At 29.8% G+C, this 18380-nt stretch carries 12 protein-coding genes and 1 other RNA gene; 9 read left to right on the top strand and 4 right to left on the bottom strand.

Annotated features, from left to right (window positions below; translation table 11 throughout):
- Positions 1-44 precede the first annotated feature (44 nt).
- The 5 genes from ACSIGE_RS06225 to ACSIGE_RS06205 all read left to right on the top strand — a co-directional run bounded on the left by ACSIGE_RS06225 (position 45) and on the right by ACSIGE_RS06205 (position 9139).
- Complete coding sequence (locus tag ACSIGE_RS06225; protein WP_440881908.1) at positions 45-4505, top strand: translocation/assembly module TamB domain-containing protein; 4461 nt, start codon at positions 45-47, stop codon at positions 4503-4505.
- Between the two features lie 4 nt (positions 4506-4509).
- Positions 4510-5433, top strand: a complete 924-nt coding sequence (locus tag ACSIGE_RS06220; protein ID WP_440881907.1) for a DUF368 domain-containing protein — start codon at positions 4510-4512, stop codon at positions 5431-5433.
- A 34-nt stretch (positions 5434-5467) separates the two neighbouring features.
- Complete coding sequence (locus ACSIGE_RS06215) at positions 5468-6475, top strand: DUF368 domain-containing protein (protein WP_440881906.1); 1008 nt, start codon at positions 5468-5470, stop codon at positions 6473-6475.
- Positions 6456-7217, top strand: a complete 762-nt coding sequence (locus ACSIGE_RS06210) for a shikimate dehydrogenase family protein (protein ID WP_440881905.1) — start codon at positions 6456-6458, stop codon at positions 7215-7217. Before ACSIGE_RS06215 ends, ACSIGE_RS06210 begins: the two co-directional genes overlap by 20 nt.
- An 86-nt stretch (positions 7218-7303) precedes the next feature.
- Positions 7304-9139: a DUF349 domain-containing protein gene (locus ACSIGE_RS06205; RefSeq protein ID WP_440881904.1), complete on the top strand. Its 1836-nt coding sequence runs from the start codon at positions 7304-7306 to the stop codon at positions 9137-9139.
- 74 nt (positions 9140-9213) lie between these two features.
- Here the strand turns inward: ACSIGE_RS06205 and ACSIGE_RS06200 are convergent, their stop codons facing one another.
- Both ACSIGE_RS06200 and ACSIGE_RS06195 read right to left on the bottom strand, forming a co-directional pair.
- A complete protein-coding gene (locus ACSIGE_RS06200) occupies positions 9214-10881 on the bottom strand; it encodes a S8 family peptidase (protein WP_440881903.1) in 1668 nt (555 codons plus the stop codon).
- A 378-nt stretch (positions 10882-11259) separates the two neighbouring features.
- Entirely contained in the window at positions 11260-12732 is a 1473-nt protein-coding gene (locus ACSIGE_RS06195) for a S8 family peptidase (protein WP_440881902.1), read from the bottom strand.
- Positions 12733-13042: 310 nt separating this feature from the next.
- Here ACSIGE_RS06195 and kdsA point away from each other — a divergent pair, with 310 nt between their 5' ends.
- Positions 13043-13861: a 3-deoxy-8-phosphooctulonate synthase gene (kdsA, locus tag ACSIGE_RS06190; protein ID WP_440881901.1), complete on the top strand. Its 819-nt coding sequence runs from the start codon at positions 13043-13045 to the stop codon at positions 13859-13861.
- A 41-nt stretch (positions 13862-13902) separates the two neighbouring features.
- Positions 13903-14856: a transglutaminase domain-containing protein gene (locus ACSIGE_RS06185; RefSeq protein WP_440881900.1), complete on the top strand. Its 954-nt coding sequence runs from the start codon at positions 13903-13905 to the stop codon at positions 14854-14856.
- Between the two features lie 97 nt (positions 14857-14953).
- Here ACSIGE_RS06185 and ACSIGE_RS06180 read toward each other — a convergent pair whose 3' ends face one another.
- Complete coding sequence (locus ACSIGE_RS06180) at positions 14954-15175, bottom strand: DUF3820 family protein (RefSeq protein WP_440881899.1); 222 nt, start codon at positions 15173-15175, stop codon at positions 14954-14956.
- 24 nt (positions 15176-15199) lie between these two features.
- The gene (locus tag ACSIGE_RS06175) at positions 15200-16405 is read right to left on the bottom strand and encodes an NAD(P)-dependent oxidoreductase (protein ID WP_440881898.1); all 1206 of its coding nucleotides are present in this window, start codon (positions 16403-16405) and stop codon (positions 15200-15202) included.
- 204 nt (positions 16406-16609) lie between these two features.
- Between ACSIGE_RS06175 and ssrA the strand changes: the two genes are divergently transcribed.
- Positions 16610-17006: a transfer-messenger RNA gene (gene ssrA / locus ACSIGE_RS06170) on the top strand.
- A gap of 302 nt (positions 17007-17308) precedes the next feature.
- On the top strand, positions 17309-18037 hold the full coding sequence (locus ACSIGE_RS06165) for a formyltransferase family protein (protein WP_440881897.1): 729 nt from the start codon (positions 17309-17311) through the stop codon (positions 18035-18037).
- Positions 18038-18380 lie beyond the last annotated feature (343 nt).

Here is an 18380-nt window from a genome sequence, read left to right as displayed (position 1 = left end):
AGGCAGGTTTTTTGGAAGTAGGTAGTTACTTTTGTTAATTCACAATGAATAAAAAATATAGTATTAGAAGGTTTATAGTTAGGGTTTTAAAGGTTGTAAAATATCTAACAATTTTCTTGTTGTTATTGGTGCTTTTGCTCTCAATACCATTCATTCAAACCAGAATGGGGAGGTATGCTACGAATTATATCAATAAGAACTTTGGCACCAATATAGTTGTCAAAAAAATTGATTTATCCTTGCTATCTAACATTCAATTCAAAGGAATTGAAATAAGAGATCATCATAAAGACACTTTGATTTTTGTCGATAATTTTAAAACTTCGCTATTAAATGTAAAAAATGTTCTTGATAATAAGGTTGATCTTGAAAAAGCATCGTTGTCGGATGTTCAATTCTACTTAAAAACATATAAAGGTGAAAAAAATGATAACCTTTCAATTTTCATTAATAGCTTCAATACGAAATCTCAGAAAGATAGTCTATCAAGTCCCTTTGTCATGAAATGTAAGGGGGTTGTTTTAAGTAATTTAGCGTTTAGATTTTTAGACCAAAATCAAAAAAAAGCGCTACAGTTTGCGACTATTAATACTTCCGCCGATTTTAACGACTTTTTAATAAAAGGTTCAGATGTTTCAATGAAAATTCGAAACATGAAATTTATTGATAATAGAGGACTCGATATACAAAAGCTTAATACCGATTTTTTGTATACTAAAACGCACATGCAATTTTACAAGACTGTTATAGAGACCAATAATCATACTAGAATAAATACAGATATTAAATTATCATACAAAAGAGAAGAATTAGTTGATTTTAATGATAAAGTAAAAATAAAAGCAAAGTTTCATAAAAGTGATTTGTCAGTTGTAGACTTGAATAAGTTATATGAAGAGCTTCAGGGTAATGATATGATTAAATTCTCTGGAAAGGTTAATGGTGTTCTTAATAATTTTAGCACAAATAATGTAAGAATGAGATCTAAAAAAGGTCTGAGAATTGATGGGGATTTTGGCTTTGTAAATGCATTAAATATTGAACGAGGATTTATTTTTGATGGAGAAATTAAAAATATTACCTCTAATTATTATCAGTTAAAAAGAGTTTTACCAAATTTACTTGGAAGAACATTACCTACTGAATTTCAAAGACTAGGTAACTTTACCATGGCTGGTTTGGTCAAGGTTACACCAGACCAAATGGATGCAACACTTACAGTTAATTCAGATATAGGTACAACAGTTTCAGATTTACAATTAACGAATATAGATAATATAGACAATGCAAATTATGAAGGAGAAGTAGTTTTAGATGATTTTGATATCGGTGTTTTTGCAAATGATCCGTTATTAGGAAAAATATCTTTAAGTGCAGATGTGAAAGGAAGCGGCTTTAATATAGATAATATAAACACTTCAATTTTAGGAACAATAAGTAGTTTGGAATTTAATCATTACGATTTTAATGATTTAAATGTTAATGGACTTTTTAAAAAAAGGAAATTTGAAGGGGAACTCGATTCAAGAGATGATAATTTTATAATGAGCTTTAAAGGCTTAGCAGATTTTTCATCCGAAATTAATAAGTTTGATTTTGAGGCTAATATGACTAAAGTAGATTTAAATAAAATTAATCTATTTACAAAGGATTCAGTATCCGAAATAAAAGGAAAATTAGTTCTTGATATTTCTGGAAATACTTTAGATGATATAGTAGGTAAGGCTACTTTCGAAAATTTTAAATATCAAAACCAAAGAGATAATTATGATTTTCAAAAATTTATTGTTAATTCTTCAATTAAGGATAGTATTAAAAGTATTGAAGTTAATTCTAAAGATATTGTAGAAGGAAGCTTGGAAGGAAAGTTTTTATTTAAAGATTTATTACCAATAACTCAAAACGCTCTTGGAAGTATCTATACCAATTATGAACCGCATAAGGTATTGGGTGATCAATTTTTGAAATTTGATTTTAAGTTGCATAATAAAATTATTGATGTTTTTTTTCCAGAAATATTTATTGAAGAAAATACCCACATAAAAGGTCGGGTTAATTCTAGTAATAACTCAATTAAAATGAGTTTTTTATCCCCTAAAATAAAAGCAAACGAGAACGAAATTGAAAAAATAGTTTTAAAGCTAGATAATAAAAATCCGATATTTAATACACACCTAACAGCAGATAAAATAAGTTTGGGTAACTATGAAATTGAAAAATTAAATTTATTAAATAGAACAGAGAGAGATACATTATTTTTTAAATCTGAATTTAAAGCGGGTAAAAGTAAAAGAGAAAACCTCGAACTCAATTTATATTATACAATTAATAAAGATAAAAAGGGGGTTTTAGGAATTCAAAAATCTAAGTTAAGTTATCAAGGCTTTGATTGGGTTGTAAATCCTAATGAGAATAAAGAAAATAAAGTAACTTTTAATGTTCAGAATAAAAAATTTATAATAAGCCCTTTTCTTTTGGTGTCAGGAGATCAAAAAATAGAATTTCAAGGAAGTGTGCTTGGTGCATTTGATAAAGATTTTAAAGTACGTTTTCAAAATGTAAAATTAGAGAGTATGTTGCCTTCAATAGATAGCTTAAAGTTAAATGGAAATATTAATGGAAGGCTAACCTATAAACAGTCTAAGGAAAAAATAAACCCAAAGGCAAATGTTACGGTAAATGATTTTAAAATAAATGGTTTTAAGCAAGGAGATCTTACTTTACAAATTACTGGAGATAATTCTTACGATAAATTCGATTTGAATATGTCACTCAGTAACGAGAAAGCTGAAAGCATATTTGCTGAAGGAAGTCTTGATTTTTCTCCAAAGCGTCCTGAAATAGATCTTCAAGTTTTACTAAAAGAATATGAACTGAATGCTTTTAGTCCATTAGGTAAAGAGGTATTATCACATTTAAGAGGAAAAGTTTCAGGAGAATTTAATGCAAGAGGTATCATTAGTAACCCTGATTTTAATGGTGTTTTAAGATTAGATGAAGCAGGTTTAAAATTTCCTTATCTGAATGTAGATTTTGATTTAAAAGGAAATACAGAAATAGCTCTTGAGGGACAGCAATTTAAGTTAAATGGTGTTGTTTTAGAAGATACTAAGTATAAAACAAAAGGAGACCTTAAAGGTTATATTGCACATCAAAATTTTGAAATGTGGTTTTTAGATTTAGATATTACTACAGAAAATTTATTGATTTTAGATACAAAAGAAAGTGAAGAGATATCTTACTATGGGACTGGCTTTTTGAAAGGAGATGCTGAAATTACAGGATTAACAAGTAATTTAGACATTGAAGTTACAGGAAAAACACAACCAGGAACTATTTTCGTAATACCATTAAGTGATATAAAAACCGTAGACAATTATAAATTAATACATTTTGAAAAAAGAGTAAACGAGAAGGAAGAAAAAGAAAGATTAATAGAAGATATTAAAGGATTAGATCTAAGAATCAAATTAGATGTAACTAAAGATGCAGTAGCTCAGGTTGTTATAGATAAGGTGTCAGGAAGTGAATTAAAAGGAAGTGGTCAAGGTAATTTATCTATTGATATAAATACTCGTGGTAAATTTAATATGGTCGGAGATTTTAAAGTGGATAATGGATTGTATAATTTTAGATATGCAGGAATAACGAAACCATTTGTTGTGCAAAAAGGAGGTACAATCTCTTGGAGCGGTAATCCTTTTGATGCAGAGCTTGATATTACGGCTGTTTATAGTACTAAAGCAAATCCGGCACAAATACTCGATAATATTAGTTCTAGTCGAAAGATTCCTATTGATCTATATACAAAAATTACTGGCGGATTATTTAGCTCTAAGCAAGAGTTTGATATAAAAATACCATCTGCGAATTCTACAACTAGTTCTGAACTGGAGTTTATATTGAATGAAAATGATTTAAATACAAAAATGCAGCATTTTTCATTTTTATTAGCTTTTGGAACTTTTTACAATGAAGAAAACATAGCCAATAGCGCAACAACAGGTTTAACAGGAACAGCTTCAGAAATTGCTTCGGGTATACTTTCAAATATGTTAAATGGTGAAGATGATAAAGTTCGTTTAGGAGTTGGGTATGTTCAAGGGGATAGAGGTAATATTGAAAATCAAAATACGAGTAATGATCAACTTGATGTTTCTATAAGTACACAATTAAGTGATCGGGTTCTGATAAATGGAAAAGTAGGTTTGCCAGTTGGAGCTAATAATCAAACAAACATCATTGGTGAAGTAGAAGTAGAAGGTTTAATAAATGATGAAGGTAATTTAAGATGGACTATTTTTAATAGGCCTAATGATTTACAATATTCCATTTATGAGGAAGGATACACTCAGGGAGCAGGGATATCATATCAAGTGAATTTTAATAATTTAAATGAATTGAGTCAAAAATTAGGATTAAAAAAGAAAATTAAAAGAAAAAAAGACACAATAATAAAAAAACAAGAGAATCAAATACATTTTAAATCAAAAAAAACTAACTAAACTTATGAAAAGATCGTTAAAAGACTATATAATAATTGGTATAAAGGGAGTAGCTATGGGAGCAGCAGATGTTGTGCCTGGGGTTTCTGGTGGGACAATTGCCTTTATTTCTGGAATTTATGAAGAGTTGTTGATGTCAATTAGTAATATAAATTTAAATCTTCTTCAAACTCTAAGAAGTCAGGGGGTAAAAAAAGCATGGACTTTGCTAAATGGTAATTTTTTAATCTCTCTTTTCTTAGGTGTTTTTTTGAGTGTTATATCTTTAGCAAAATTAATTACATGGTTGTTAAATAATCATTCAATACTATTATGGTCTTTTTTCTTTGGGCTAGTATTAGCAAGTATTATTTATGTTGGAAAACAAGTAAGACAATGGAATATAGTATCAATTTTTCTTTTCATTTTTGGTTCGTGTTTAGCCTATTTTATAACAATGTTAACTCCAATAGTGTCTGAAAATCCTTCTTTAATTTTTATGTTTTTTGCTGGAGCAATTGCTATTTGTGCCATGATTTTACCTGGAATTTCAGGGTCCTTTATCTTGGTTCTTTTAGGTGCTTATAAACCTGTTTTGAATGCAGTAAATGAAAGAGATATCTCTATAATTTCAACTATTTTGGTGGGAGCCCTAGTAGGGATTCTGATTTTTTCAAAATTATTAAAATGGTTATTTGAAAATTATAAAGATTATACTCTTGCTATTTTGACGGGATTTATTTTTGGGTCTTTAAATAAGATTTGGCCCTGGAAAAAAGTTCTAACTTATAGAATAAATTCTCATGGAGAAAAAGTGCCTTTCAATGAATTATCAGTATCTCCTTTTAGTTTCGGAGAAGACCCTCAATTATTTTACGCAATAATTTTAAGTATATTAGGTTTCAGTTTAATAATTTTATTAGAGAAAATAGCAAGAGATAAGAGTTAGAAATACTTAAATTCGTTATTCTAATTTTTAATTGATGTATCAAGAACGAACATTTATAGAAAAAGTAAATCTATTCCTTAAAGGTTTGACCATGGGTGGAGCTAATAAAATACCTGGAGTATCTGGTGGCATGGTTGCTTTTGTATTGGGTTTTTATGAAGAACTCATTTATACGTTTCAAAGATTAAATTTAAAGGCTCTTAAACTTCTTGTTAATGGTCGTTTTAGAAGTTTCTCTAGATATACAAATTTAGAATTTCTTGTTTTAGTTATGACTGGAAGTATGTTTAGTTACTTCAGTATTTCTCTAATTCTTGATTATTTTTTACATAATTTCGAAATTTACGTTTGGGCATGTTTTTTTGGAATGGTAATAGGTTCTATTTATTATATTTCAAAAGATTTTGGAAATTGGAAACCAGTGAATGTTTTGGCTCTTCTTATAGGAATTTCCATTGGTCTTATTATTAGTTTTATGACTCCTGCTAAAGAAAATGATAATTTATGGTTTGTTTTTCTTTGTGGGATTATAGGTGTATCAGGTATGACTTTACCAGGGCTTTCAGGGTCTTTTATTCTTATCTTATTAGGTAATTATGTACTACTGTTAGTTGATAGTGTAAATGTTTTAGGGAATGTCGTTTCAAGTATTTTTTTAGGGAATTATGACTTTATAAATGACACAATAAAAATTAGATATTTGAAAATTATTGGTGTTTTTTCAGCAGGTTCGTTATTTGGTTTAATTTCAATATCTCATATTTTGGGATATGTGTTAAAAAAATGGCGTCAGATAGTTACAGCACTAATTATTGGTTTTATAGCGGGGTCACTTGGTAATTTATGGCCATGGAAAAGGATAATCTATAAAAAAGAAGACATTTTATATTTACTAGATAAAAAAGGAAATAAAATAGTTGAGTATTACGAACGTTATATTCCTAATATTGAAGAAGCTGAAACCTTAGTTTCAATAGGGTTTGTTTTTTTGGGAATTACAATCATCTTAATCATTGATTTTTATGGAAGAAAAAGAAAATAAAAAGCTTTTTGCACTAATAGGTAAGAATATTTCGTATTCTTTTTCAAAGAAATATTTTTCAAAAAAATTTGAAACTTTGAAACTTCATGATCACGATTATGTAAATTTTGATCTGAAAACTTTAACTGAGTTGAAGCAAAAATTGAAAGATAATAAAAGGGAGTTAAAAGGAATGAATGTAACTATTCCTTATAAATTAGAAATATTTGATTTTTTGGATGAGCTAGAAATAGAAGCAAAAGAGATAGGCGCTGTAAATACCATAAAAATTCAAAAAGACGGAAAGTTAATTGGTTATAATACAGATGTTTATGGGTTTAAAAGATCACTCGAGCCATTATTAAAAAGGCATCATAAACATGCACTTATTTTAGGGACAGGAGGCGCTTCGAAAGCGGTAGCTTATGTTTTAGAAAAACTGAATATTTCATTTGTTTTTGTTTCTAGAAGTAAAGTAAATAAAGCAAATAGCCTTACCTATGAAGATTTAAATGGAGATTTGCTTGATAAGTACACGTTAATTATAAATTGTACCCCTTTAGGTACTTATCCAAATACTGAAAATGCACCTAAAATACCTTACACTCAATTAGGAAGAAATCACCTCTTATATGACTTAATCTATAACCCACCATTGACTAGTTTTTTAAATCAAGGAAAATTACAAGGTGCAACAATAAAAAATGGATTAGAAATGCTTGAAAAACAGGCTGAAAAAGCTTGGGAAATATGGAATAAATAATTTATTGAAAATCAAAAGAGTGTGCACATTTGTGCAAGAATGCTTATATTTAATCCCTCATAAAAAGGAACTTAAACATTGTAGATATGTTAGAAAACAAGGAAGAAAAAATTGAAGAGCCAACAAAAAACGAAACAATAACAGATGCTGAAAAAGCTGTAAATGAAGTTGAAAATGAAGTAGCTAATGAGTCTGAGAAGTCTGTTGAAAAATATGAAATTCCAATGCTAGATTACGAAGCAATGGAGTTAGATAAATTAGTTAATGAACTAAAAAAGCTTTTAAAACAACACCCTATTCAACATCTTAAAAACAACGTTGATGCCGTTAAAAATTCATTCAATTCTAAATTTGGAAAGCTTTTAGCAGAAAAGAAAGAGACTTTTCTTGCAGATGGTGGTAATTCTATAGATTTTCAGTTTTCTAGTCCTATTAAAACTGAGTATAATAAACTTCTAGCAGAGTATAAGAAAAAAAGAGATGCTTACTACTTGCAGTTAGAAAAACAGTTAAATGAAAACCTCGAAGCAAGAAATGCTGTAATTGAAAGCCTTAAAGTACTTATAGAACAAGGAGATGTAAAAAATATGTATAATGATTTTCAGGAAATTCAAAAGAAATGGAAAGAAATCGGCCCTGTACCAAAGACAAGGTACAATGATACATGGAAAACATATCATCATCATGTTGAACGTTTTTACGATCTTCTTCATTTAAATAAAGATTTTAGGGAGCTTGATTTTAAACATAATTTAGAAGAAAAATTAAAGTTAATTGAAAAAGCAGAAGCTCTCGATAATATTCAAGATGTAAATACAGCATTTAAAGAATTACAAGAATTACATCGTCTTTGGAAGGAAGAAATAGGCCCTGTGGGTAAGGAGCATAGAGAAGAAGTTTGGAATAGGTTTAGTGAGGCTACTAAAAAAATTCATGATAGACGTCACATACATTATAAAGAGCTTAAGTTAAAGTATCAAGAAATGATCGATGCAAAGCTTAATGTTATTGAAAAAATAAACAACTATGATACTTCGGTAAATAAAACTCATAATGATTGGCAAAAAAGTATTGTTGAAATTGAAGTGCTGCGAAAAAAATATTTTGAAATCGGTAAACTTCCTTACAGTAAAAGTGAGGTAATTTGGCAACAATTTAAAGAAGCAACAAAGCTCTTTAATACAAAGAAAAATCTTTTCTATAAATCTGAGAAGAGTGCTCAAAGTGATAATTTAAAGAAAAAAATGGAGCTTGTAGAACTGGCTGAAAGCTTACAGGATAGTGATGACTGGGACGTTACAACTAATATAATGAAGCGAATTCAAGCAGATTGGAAAAAAATAGGTCATGTACCAAGAAAGTATTCTGATGAAATATGGAAACGTTTTAAGAAGGCATGTAATCATTATTTTGATAAATTACACGAACGAAAGAATGAGTTAAATAAAGAACAGTTAGTTGTTGTCGAGCTTAAAAAGAAATTTATAGAAGAAGTCAAAATATTAGAAGCAGTATCTTTGGAACAGATTCAAGAAGTAATCTCCAAATGGAGAGACTTAGGCGTTCTTCCAAGAAATGCGCGACATTTAAATGAGAAATTTAATAAAGCCATCGATACTCATTTAGGTAGTTTAAATATGGGAAGAGCGGATATTGAATTAATGAAGTTTAAAAATATTATAAATGGATATTTTGCCCAAGAAGACTATAGAAAGTTAGATAATGAACAATTATTCATTAGAAGAAAAATTGATGAAAATGTGCGAGAGATGCAGCAACTTGAAAATAATTTGAGTTTTATTTCTAATGCTACGGAAGATAATCCTTTGGTCATGAGTGTAAGAAAAGGAATAAAAGGATTTAAAGATGAGCTTGATATCTGGCAGCTGAAGCTTGATTATCTAAAAAAAATGAAATATTAAAAAAGGTTGGGATTTAAATCCCAACCTTTTTTAATATTTATAAACAGAGTTTAAATTCAATGTTTTAAAATATTTTATTGAACAGCTTTTAAGGCATTGATATTACCATATCCAAATTGTGGATCTTTCGAAGGATAATAGTGTGATGATTGTTTCATTCTTTCTAATACCTGTTCTCTAGACCAATCAGGATTCTTTGACCAAATTAAAGCTGCAATTCCTGCAGTTGTTGCCGTTGCAATTGAAGCACCTCCTTCGTAATGTGACGCTCCATCATAATAATTTAATACTGGTATTGTGTTTTTGGTGCCATTTGTACGTTGCATTTGAATAGTAAAATCTATTTCTTCACCAGCGTGACATTCATCACAGCTCTCATAGACACCTTCCTTTACTCCAGTGACAGCAACAGTTTCTCTCATTGATGCAGGAAAAACAACTCCAAACCAGGTTGTAAATGGTGTTGAAGTTCCTCCAGCAGCAATGATCATTTTACCTTTACTATAAGCGTATTTAATAGCGTCTTCAACTCTTTGAATGCTAAAAGGGGAGCCAATGGACATTGATATAATTTTTACATCACTTCTATTACCAAGAGCAATTAAAGCTTCTGAAACACCTTTCTTTTCATTGTATTCGTTGATTATAACATCTCTAACGGCCCTGTAAGAGACTAAATTAGCATTATATGCAACACCTACAGGTAAATTATTGTCATTTCTTGGAGCAGTGGCCACTGAGGCCATATGAGTTCCATGACCGCATTTGTCATTTACACCATCATAATAGTTGGATAGCATTGAAGAAGAATCAACAAAAGTTCCAAATTTTTGAAGGCTTCTTCCTTTTGAATGTCCATCATTAAAATTTTGATTCATTAATGTTTGTTCACTGGAAATACCTGTATCTATCAAAGCAATAGTCACACCACTACCTGTACTATAATCCCATGCTTCTGGAATTTTATGCAAATCAAAAGCCCAAGGTACTCTTGCTCCTGGGACAATTGTTCTGTAATCATTAGTACTGATTTTCATTCTTTCAGAACAACATACTTGTTGAGAGGAGCTTTTTGAACTATTTAAATACAAAGACTCCTCATGAGATTCTATAATACGTTTTAAATGGTTTGAGTTTTTTCTTCTGTAATATGCTTTTTCAGAAATGGGGTCAGGGACATTTTTAAAAATATTATAATTATTGTTTCTGTTTATGTAACGTTCATCTTCCATAAAACCATGAGAGTGAGAAGTGTTTCTTGGGTTTGCTAAGTTATTTTCAAAAAAACAATAATCAGCTGGTTCTATGTATCGAACTCTATTGTCATTTAAAAGAGCCTCTACGGTCTCTTCATTTTTTACTTTTACGTCTATTAAATTTAGATTGTCGTTAGAGTAAAAATTATTAATGGCTTTTGAAGATATTTTTTCTTTAGAGCGAATTAAATTTAAAAGACCGTCTTTTATTTTTTTTGAAGAGGGATTTTTAGAGCGACTTTGATTTGAGTGGTAGCCGACAGTTAAAATGTTATTACCATGCCTAAGTGCACTAAATAATGTTTTAATATTTTGATCAGACCAGTTAAAGTTTCCAGTTTCTCTTAAAGATTTTTTGATAATAGAATTTATTTCTTTTTTAGATAATAGTTCTGTATGGTGAAGTACTGATTCCTCAATTGTTTCCTCATGCGAACATGAAAATAGAATAAGAATTATTCCAATATTAAATAAATAATTTTTCATAATTAGAAAATTTATGTTAGTTGGTTTTATGCGAAGATAAAAAAACTCAATTGAAGGTAAACGCCTAAAATCAAGTACTAAATTTGTAAAATTTAGCAGAACATCGTTACTGAGAGTTTTTTACTAAATTAAATTAACCGTATGTTTTTGAAAGTGAGTTGTTAAAGTTGTTGATGCTTAAGTTTTAATATCATTATGATAAAATATTATTTTTTTTCGCAAAAAAGTTAAGATCTATGTATTGATAATGATTGATCTTATTAACAAGCTAATGAAGCTACAAATTGCAACGCTTTTTTATTGTTTATAAGCATTTTCTATTTGTATATAAAAAAGAAAAGCCTTGTTTTTTCAAGGCTTTTGTTGATAACGTAAATTTTATTGGACTGCTTTTAGAACATTAATATTGCCATAACCAAATTCGGGATGTTTTGCTGGATAAAAGTCAGAAGATTTCTTTATCTTCTCTAGTACTTGCTCTCTTGTCCAATTTGGGTTTTTAGACCAAACAAGTGCTGCAATTCCAGCTGTTGTAGCTGTTGCTACCGATGAACCTCCTTCATAGTCTGAATTATCATTATAATAGCTCAATATAGGAATGTTATTACTTGTTCCATTAGTACGCTGCATTTGAATAGTGAAATCAATTTTTGATCCAGTATGACAATCATCACATTTTTCATAAATATTTTCTTTTACTCCAGTCACAGCAACAGTTTCCTCCATAGAAGCCGGAAATATTACTCCATACCAAGTAGTATAAGCTGTAGAAGTACCTCCAGCAGCCAGAATCATTTTTCCTTTTCCATATGCATATCTAATAGCGTCCTTTACACGACCAATACTAAAAGGGTATCCTAAAGACATAGAGATAATTTTTACATCGTTTCGATTTGCTAATGCCGTAAGGGCCTCTGAAATCCCTCTTTTTTCGTGATAATCATCGATAACTACATCTTCAACAGCTCTATATGATATAAGATTAGCATTATAGGCAACCCCCATTGGTAAATTGCTATTGTTTCTCGGGGCAGTAGCAACAGAGGCCATACTTGTTCCATGTCCACATTTGTCATTTACACCATCATAATTGTTTGACCAAGGTAGCCATGAGTCTACAAATGTCCCGTATTTTTGAACAGTTCTTTCACTAGAGTCGCCACTATTGAAAGATTCATTCATCAACTTTTGCTCAGGTGAAAGCCCAGTGTCAATTATGGCGATTGTAATGTTTTTTCCAGTACTATATTCCCAAGCTTCTGGTATTTTATGTTTGTCGAAAGACCATGGAACTTTTGCATTTGGAGTGATTATTCTATAGTCGGCCTCTTTAATGTCTTTTTGTGAGCGATCACAACCTTTTGATGATCGTATTTGATTGTTTTCATTGAAATTGTAGTCGGCAGGTTCTATATATCTGACGCTCGGATCATTCATTAGTGCTAATAAAGTTTCTTCTTTGTTTACCTTTATGTCAATAATATTTATATGATCGTTGGAGTAAACTTTATTTGTAGATTTCGAAAGTTTTTCTTCATTTTTATTTACCAAAGAAATTATATGTTTCTTGATATTTTCAGAAGAAGAACTTCTTGTAAAGTCATTTTTTGCCGAACCGTATCCAATTGTTAAAATATTGTTACCGTGACTCAGTGCGCTTAGAATTACATGTGTGTCTTGCTTCGACCATTGAAAATCACCTGTATTTTCAATTTCTTTTTTAATAATACTATTAATTTCTTTTTTGGATAGTATTTCTTTCTGTTGAATTACTGATTCTTTAATAGATTCTTTTTGAGAGCAAGAAATCAACGAAAAGATAAATGCAACGATAAGTATTCGTTTTTTCATAATGAGAAGGGTTTTATATTATTGGTTTTTAGCAATATATGTAAAAATGATTTATATTAAATGAATAAAACATGTTTTAACATCAAACTGTCTAGTTGTTCAGTTTAAAAAATGAAAAATTTGGGAAGTAGATTACTGTTATTAAAAGCTGATAAAGTAGTGCTGTTTTTTTATCATTTTTGAACTTTTAGAGTAAAGTTATTTGAAATAAAATTTCAAGTAATAATATTTAGATACATGATTTTATTTGAATATTTTGACATTGAAATAAGCTAAAATTATTTCTTATTTTTGCGATAAACCAAAAAATATGCACCTATCAGAAATACCAAACGTAAAAAATAATAATTCAGATAATTTTTTTCTTTTAGCAGGACCCTGTGCAATTGAAGGGGAAGAAATGGCTTTGGAGATAGCAGAAAAAATTATTAAAATTACAGATAAGCTAGAAATACCTTTTGTTTTTAAAGGAAGTTTTAAAAAGGCAAACAGAAGTAGGGTTGATAGCTTTACAGGAATAGGAGATGAAAAAGCTTTGAAAATTTTAAGAAAAGTATCTGAAACATTTAAAGTTCCTACGATTACTGATATTCATGAGGTTTCAGACGCTTCGATTGCTGCAGAGTATGTTGACGTGTTACAAATACCTGCTTTTTTGGTTAGACAGACGGATCTTGTTGTAGCGGCAGCTAAAACTGGAAAAGTTGTAAATCTTAAAAAAGGACAGTTCATGAGTCCAGAATCAATGGAGCATGCGGTGAAAAAAGTACATGACTCAGGAAATCGTAAAGCATGGATTACTGATAGAGGTACAATGTTTGGTTACCAAGATATGATTGTTGATTTCAGAGGAATTCCTACAATGAGGAAGATTGCACCAACAGTACTTGATGTAACACATTCTTTGCAACAACCTAACCAGATAAGTGGTGTAACAGGTGGAAGGCCTGATATGATAGAGACGATTGCAAGAGCGGGAGTTGTAAATAATGTTGATGGTTTGTTTATAGAAACACATTTTGATCCTTCAAAAGCAAAAAGTGATGGTGCAAATATGTTGGATTTAAAGTATCTTGAAAAATTACTTACTAATTTAGTAGCTATTAGAAAGGTAGTTAATTCATTATAGGCACGGTTTTTGAATTTGTTTTATAAATACCCTTCTTTAAAATGATAAAACAATTTTTAATTGCCATTATGTTATGCTTTCTGTCAGCGAAAGGACAGGTAAATAAGGATTATAGAACCATAATGGCAGGTTACCCTAAAAGTCTTTCTGCTAAAAGTTTAGCGGCAAAAATTTTGAAAGATTTTTCAACTGATAGAGAAAGGTCAGAGGCTGCTTTTTATTGGGTTGCGAACAATATTAAATATAATTTGAATGTTTATCATAATTTGAGCCCTAAAATTGGTTTTAGATATAGTGATGAAGAGGATAAAAGAAGAAAAATATTAGCAATCAAGGACAGCATTATAAATCATACTCTACAAACTAAAACAGCTGTTTGTGAAGGATATTCGCAAACTTTATCTGCTATTTATACACATTTAGGATTTGAAAATATAGTCATAAATGGATTCGTAAGAAATTCTATAATAGACATAGGAAATATAAAAAAGGAAGTAAATCATGCCTGGAATATGGTAAAAATAGATGATGAATGGAAAATTGTAGATGCTACATGGGCGGCAGGTTCTGTTATTAATGGACGATGGCAGCAAAATTATAATGCCTATTATTATGATATTCCGAAGAAACATTATTTGAAAACTCATTTTCCAAAAAATAGAAAGTGGAAGTTTGGAAATAAGCTTTCAAAAGAAGAGTTTTATGATCAGCCTATTTATTCAACAGAGTTTTTACAAACGAATCTTGAATTAATTACTCCTTTAAAAGGGGTAATAACCAAAAAAGAAAGTAAAGAGTTAACTTTAAAAATAAAGAATTTAGGTACAGTTCATAAAATTTTATATGTTACAAGTACTAGTAGGTATGCTCAAAAACCAGAGGTTAATTTTAATGAAGGAATTGGCTATGTTAAAATAAAATCTTTGAGAGAAAGTAATCGACTTTTTATAGTTATTAATGGTGAAATTCACATGCAGTTCAAATTACTTATTTAAAAAGTAATTTATTATAATATACTAATTTGACATGTTACATGAATATGTCTTTATGTCTCATTTGGTTATTATTGTTAAATAGTACTAATGTATTGCGTCACTCTTTTAATTTTCTCAAAATATTTTCTAGACCATTTAGTTTCAATTCGTAAACAAGCTCCATCATTTTTCCTAATTTTCCTTTAGGAAAACCCTTATTCTTATACCAAACTAAATAGTATTCGGGTATTTCACTTAAATACGTGTTTTTGTATTTTCCAAAGGGCATTCTCATGTTAGCAGTATCTAACAAGAATTTCCTATTATTGCTTGAATCCATAGAAATTAAAAAAATAGAAATACTTTATTCTTTGCCATCAACATAATCTTGAAGATAACTGTAGCGTTCAGTAAGTTTTCCGTTGGAGGTCATTTGAGCGCGGTCTAAAATACCATTAGTATCGTTGTTATAAAAAGCAGGAATGACATGTTCTAAAAACATGTCACCAAAACCTTCACTAGCATCTTTGGGTAGTTCACAGGGTAGGTTATCAACAGCCATTACAGTAATAGAATTTTCATTTTTGAAGTCTACTTCGTTTTCAGTTATAGGATCATACCCATAGATAGGATCAGCAATGGTTGAAGGGCGAATTGTTGAAGCAACTGGACCATTTACATCACACGAAATATCAGCTACATATTTAATATTAAATTCCTTTTTCTTTGCATCTTCACGGGTAAACAAATAAGGAGCGCCATCTCCATAAAAGTGACCTGCAATAAAGAAATCTGTTTCTTTAGCGTAAGGCATAAAATTACTTATATATGATGAAGGGTCTTTATAAAATGCAAATTTATCACCAACTTTGCCATCTGACCGTTTATTATATTCCATTACATCAATAAGGCAATATACAGGTTCTGTGAATTTGGAAGTTAAATAGAGGGCATCACTTACTTGTTTAACACCTAAATGATCTAAAACCTCCTTAGCACCATAAGCCACTTTACCCGAGCCAGAAAGCGTTATTTTTATATTAGGAAGTGTAATTTTATCCAATTCATTTTTCATTTCATCTAAATCAGCCAGCGTTTCTACCTTAGGTAATTCATACAGATCTTCTTTTAAACCGATAGCTCTAAAACCGTTATAAGCACCTACTAAACCAGCATACCTGCCAAAACCGATGAGTCTAGCACCATTTTCTTTGATGATTGTTTCATGGTCTAGTAAATCGATTTTTTTTTCAAGAATAGCTTGTAATAACTTACGATTATAAGGTTGTTTTTTAATAGTATGGGAAAAGAAAAAATATTTTTTATTAGGAATTAAATAATCAACAGGAACTTCTTTCACACCTAAAAGAACATCGCAATCTGAAAGATCATTAGTAACCTTAAACCCTGCGTCTTCATATTCCTTGTCTGAGAAAACTCTGATATCAGAACTTTCAACAATTATTGACGCGTCTGGGTATTTTTGTTTAAATTCTTGTAGTTTCTGTGGAGAAAAAACGACTCTTCTATCGGGTGGGTTTTTACGTTCTCTTATAATTCCAAATCTCATGTTACTGTATTAAAATTAAACAAATAAGGTATTAATGTTGTTTTTTATAACAAGCTTGGCGAAAATACTTTTTTTAAAAGTATTTTACAAATAGTATTTTTTTATCTTTGCATCCGCTTATTTCTGCTTTCAATGAAAGTTAAAAAGAGATATTCGATTAGGTTTTTGTTTATTTCTAAAAACAAAAGCATCTTTGACATAATTGGGGACGACTGGTTTTGACAGCAAGATCAGTGAAAATGTAAGCATGTCGAGGAGTGAAATGATGACTCGTAAAACTTATTTCAACTTTTTAAACGGCGAAAATAATTACGCTTTAGCTGCTTAATCTGAATTATAGTAAGATTTCAAGCCACGTCCCGCTAGGCGGGAAAGCTAAATGTCCACGAAAAGCCTTGGTTTACGGCGTTTTATTTATGGGCATCGTAAAAGTAAACATAGAAAACGTAGCACTTCGATAGGTTTTTGAAATTTAAGAAGATAAGCCATTAGTAGGTTGTTTTGAATCAGCTTTTGGTCGAAAATTAGTTCAAAACTAAGCATGTAGAAAACCTTTGAGCTGCTTGTTTGGACCCGAGTTCGATTCTCGGCGTCTCCACATCCTAACCCTGTTAGTGTTATTCTTACAGGGTTTATTTTTTTTCTATTCTGATAAAAAATAACTTAATCCCGTTATTTTACAAAAAATAAAACCCCTAGATATATTTGTCCTTTTAGTGTTTTGAAGAGTTAAAATTAAAAATCATACTTACACTAGGTTTTAAGTATTTCTGTAACAAAACATAAAGATATAACTTAATATGGAGTATGTTTTTTTAACTATTTATAAAGATATTTTTACTTTTTTGGATTCTATTTTTGAGCTATAAAACCAACTTATTTAAAGTTACAAAAGAGAAAAAAATGATTAAAAGTACAGATAAGCTTGTATTCATATGTAAGAAAGATTTATTGTGGAATTGGGATGCTTTCAAAATAGTTTCTAAGTATTTTGATAATATTCATTTGTTGACTTGGGATGCTTATAGAGACAACAAGCAGGAAGCAGATGAAGAGTTAGCAAATATGGAGTACGATTACATTATTTCGTTTTGGAGTGAATACATTATTCTTCCAGCACAAATAGAAGCAGCTAAAAAAGGAGCGATAAATGTTCATCCTGCACCTCCTGAGCATCCAGGTTTAGGTATGTTTTCGCACATATTTGCTTTCCCTGAAAATAGAATGTTCCATGGAACTACTGTCCACGAAGTGGATAGTAAATTAGATAGCGGTCAAATATACATAACAAAAGAGTTTCCTTGTTTTGGAATGACGCCTGCTGAGGTATGTAGATGCAGTGTTATGGATTCTTTAGAGCTACTTGAAACTGCTTGTAAGTTATTGTATAAAGGGGAAAAAACCGATGCACTTATAAAGTATTATAATCCTTTAAGAAAATGGAATCCTCATCTGTATACAAGTAAACAAGAGTTGAAATGGTTATCTGAATTACCTGCTCATCATATTGCACACGAAGCAGAAACTTATGCTGTAACTTTAGCAACCAATGAACAATTTTTTGAGCATAATAAAAATAATTTTGACATATACTTCGAGAAAGTAGATCAAAATGAAATAGTCTTTGCTTAATTTAATGGTACATAAAATAAACTTGATTAAAAGTTTATTTTATGTACTGATCTTATTTTCTAAGATCATCTCAATAAGCTTCAAGTTTTTTTTAGATACTTTTATTAATTGTTATCTACAATAATTGTAAGTGGCTGATAACTATTTTTTATTTATTTTTTGCTTACTAAAATTTTAATTCTTTCTTTTTTATTTAAAAAAATCTTATATTTAATTTGTTAGATCGATTAGTTTTTGAAAACTTTAAACATCATAATTTCGGTTATTGTTTCAAGTAATTATATTCTTGCTTTTTTACGTAAGATGAAGCTGTATTTTGTGTCTTTTTAAATCAAAATACACA

Origin of the sequence: Tenacibaculum profundi (genome assembly GCF_052050075.1) — a bacterium.
Taxonomy (GTDB): domain Bacteria; phylum Bacteroidota; class Bacteroidia; order Flavobacteriales; family Flavobacteriaceae; genus Polaribacter.
The sequence above is the reverse complement of the archived record's forward strand: the minus strand, read 5'-3'. Positions and strand labels throughout refer to the sequence as shown.

Bases quoted from the DNA above. Each gene is read 5' to 3' on its own strand.
- ACSIGE_RS06225 (WP_440881908.1), top strand. From the start codon at position 45: ATGAATAAAAAATATAGTATTAGAAGGTTTATAGTTAGGGTTTTAAAG.
- ACSIGE_RS06220 (WP_440881907.1), top strand. From the start codon at position 4,510: ATGAAAAGATCGTTAAAAGACTATATAATAATTGGTATAAAGGGAGTA.
- ACSIGE_RS06215 (WP_440881906.1), top strand. From the start codon at position 5,468: ATGTATCAAGAACGAACATTTATAGAAAAAGTAAATCTATTCCTTAAA.
- ACSIGE_RS06210 (WP_440881905.1), top strand. From the start codon at position 6,456: ATGGAAGAAAAAGAAAATAAAAAGCTTTTTGCACTAATAGGTAAGAAT.
- ACSIGE_RS06205 (WP_440881904.1), top strand. From the start codon at position 7,304: ATGTTAGAAAACAAGGAAGAAAAAATTGAAGAGCCAACAAAAAACGAA.
- ACSIGE_RS06200 (WP_440881903.1), bottom strand. From the start codon at position 10,881: ATGAAAAATTATTTATTTAATATTGGAATAATTCTTATTCTATTTTCA.
- ACSIGE_RS06195 (WP_440881902.1), bottom strand. From the start codon at position 12,732: ATGAAAAAACGAATACTTATCGTTGCATTTATCTTTTCGTTGATTTCT.
- kdsA (WP_440881901.1), top strand. From the start codon at position 13,043: ATGCACCTATCAGAAATACCAAACGTAAAAAATAATAATTCAGATAAT.
- ACSIGE_RS06185 (WP_440881900.1), top strand. From the start codon at position 13,903: ATGATAAAACAATTTTTAATTGCCATTATGTTATGCTTTCTGTCAGCG.
- ACSIGE_RS06180 (WP_440881899.1), bottom strand. From the start codon at position 15,175: ATGGATTCAAGCAATAATAGGAAATTCTTGTTAGATACTGCTAACATG.
- ACSIGE_RS06175 (WP_440881898.1), bottom strand. From the start codon at position 16,405: ATGAGATTTGGAATTATAAGAGAACGTAAAAACCCACCCGATAGAAGA.
- ACSIGE_RS06165 (WP_440881897.1), top strand. From the start codon at position 17,309: ATGATTAAAAGTACAGATAAGCTTGTATTCATATGTAAGAAAGATTTA.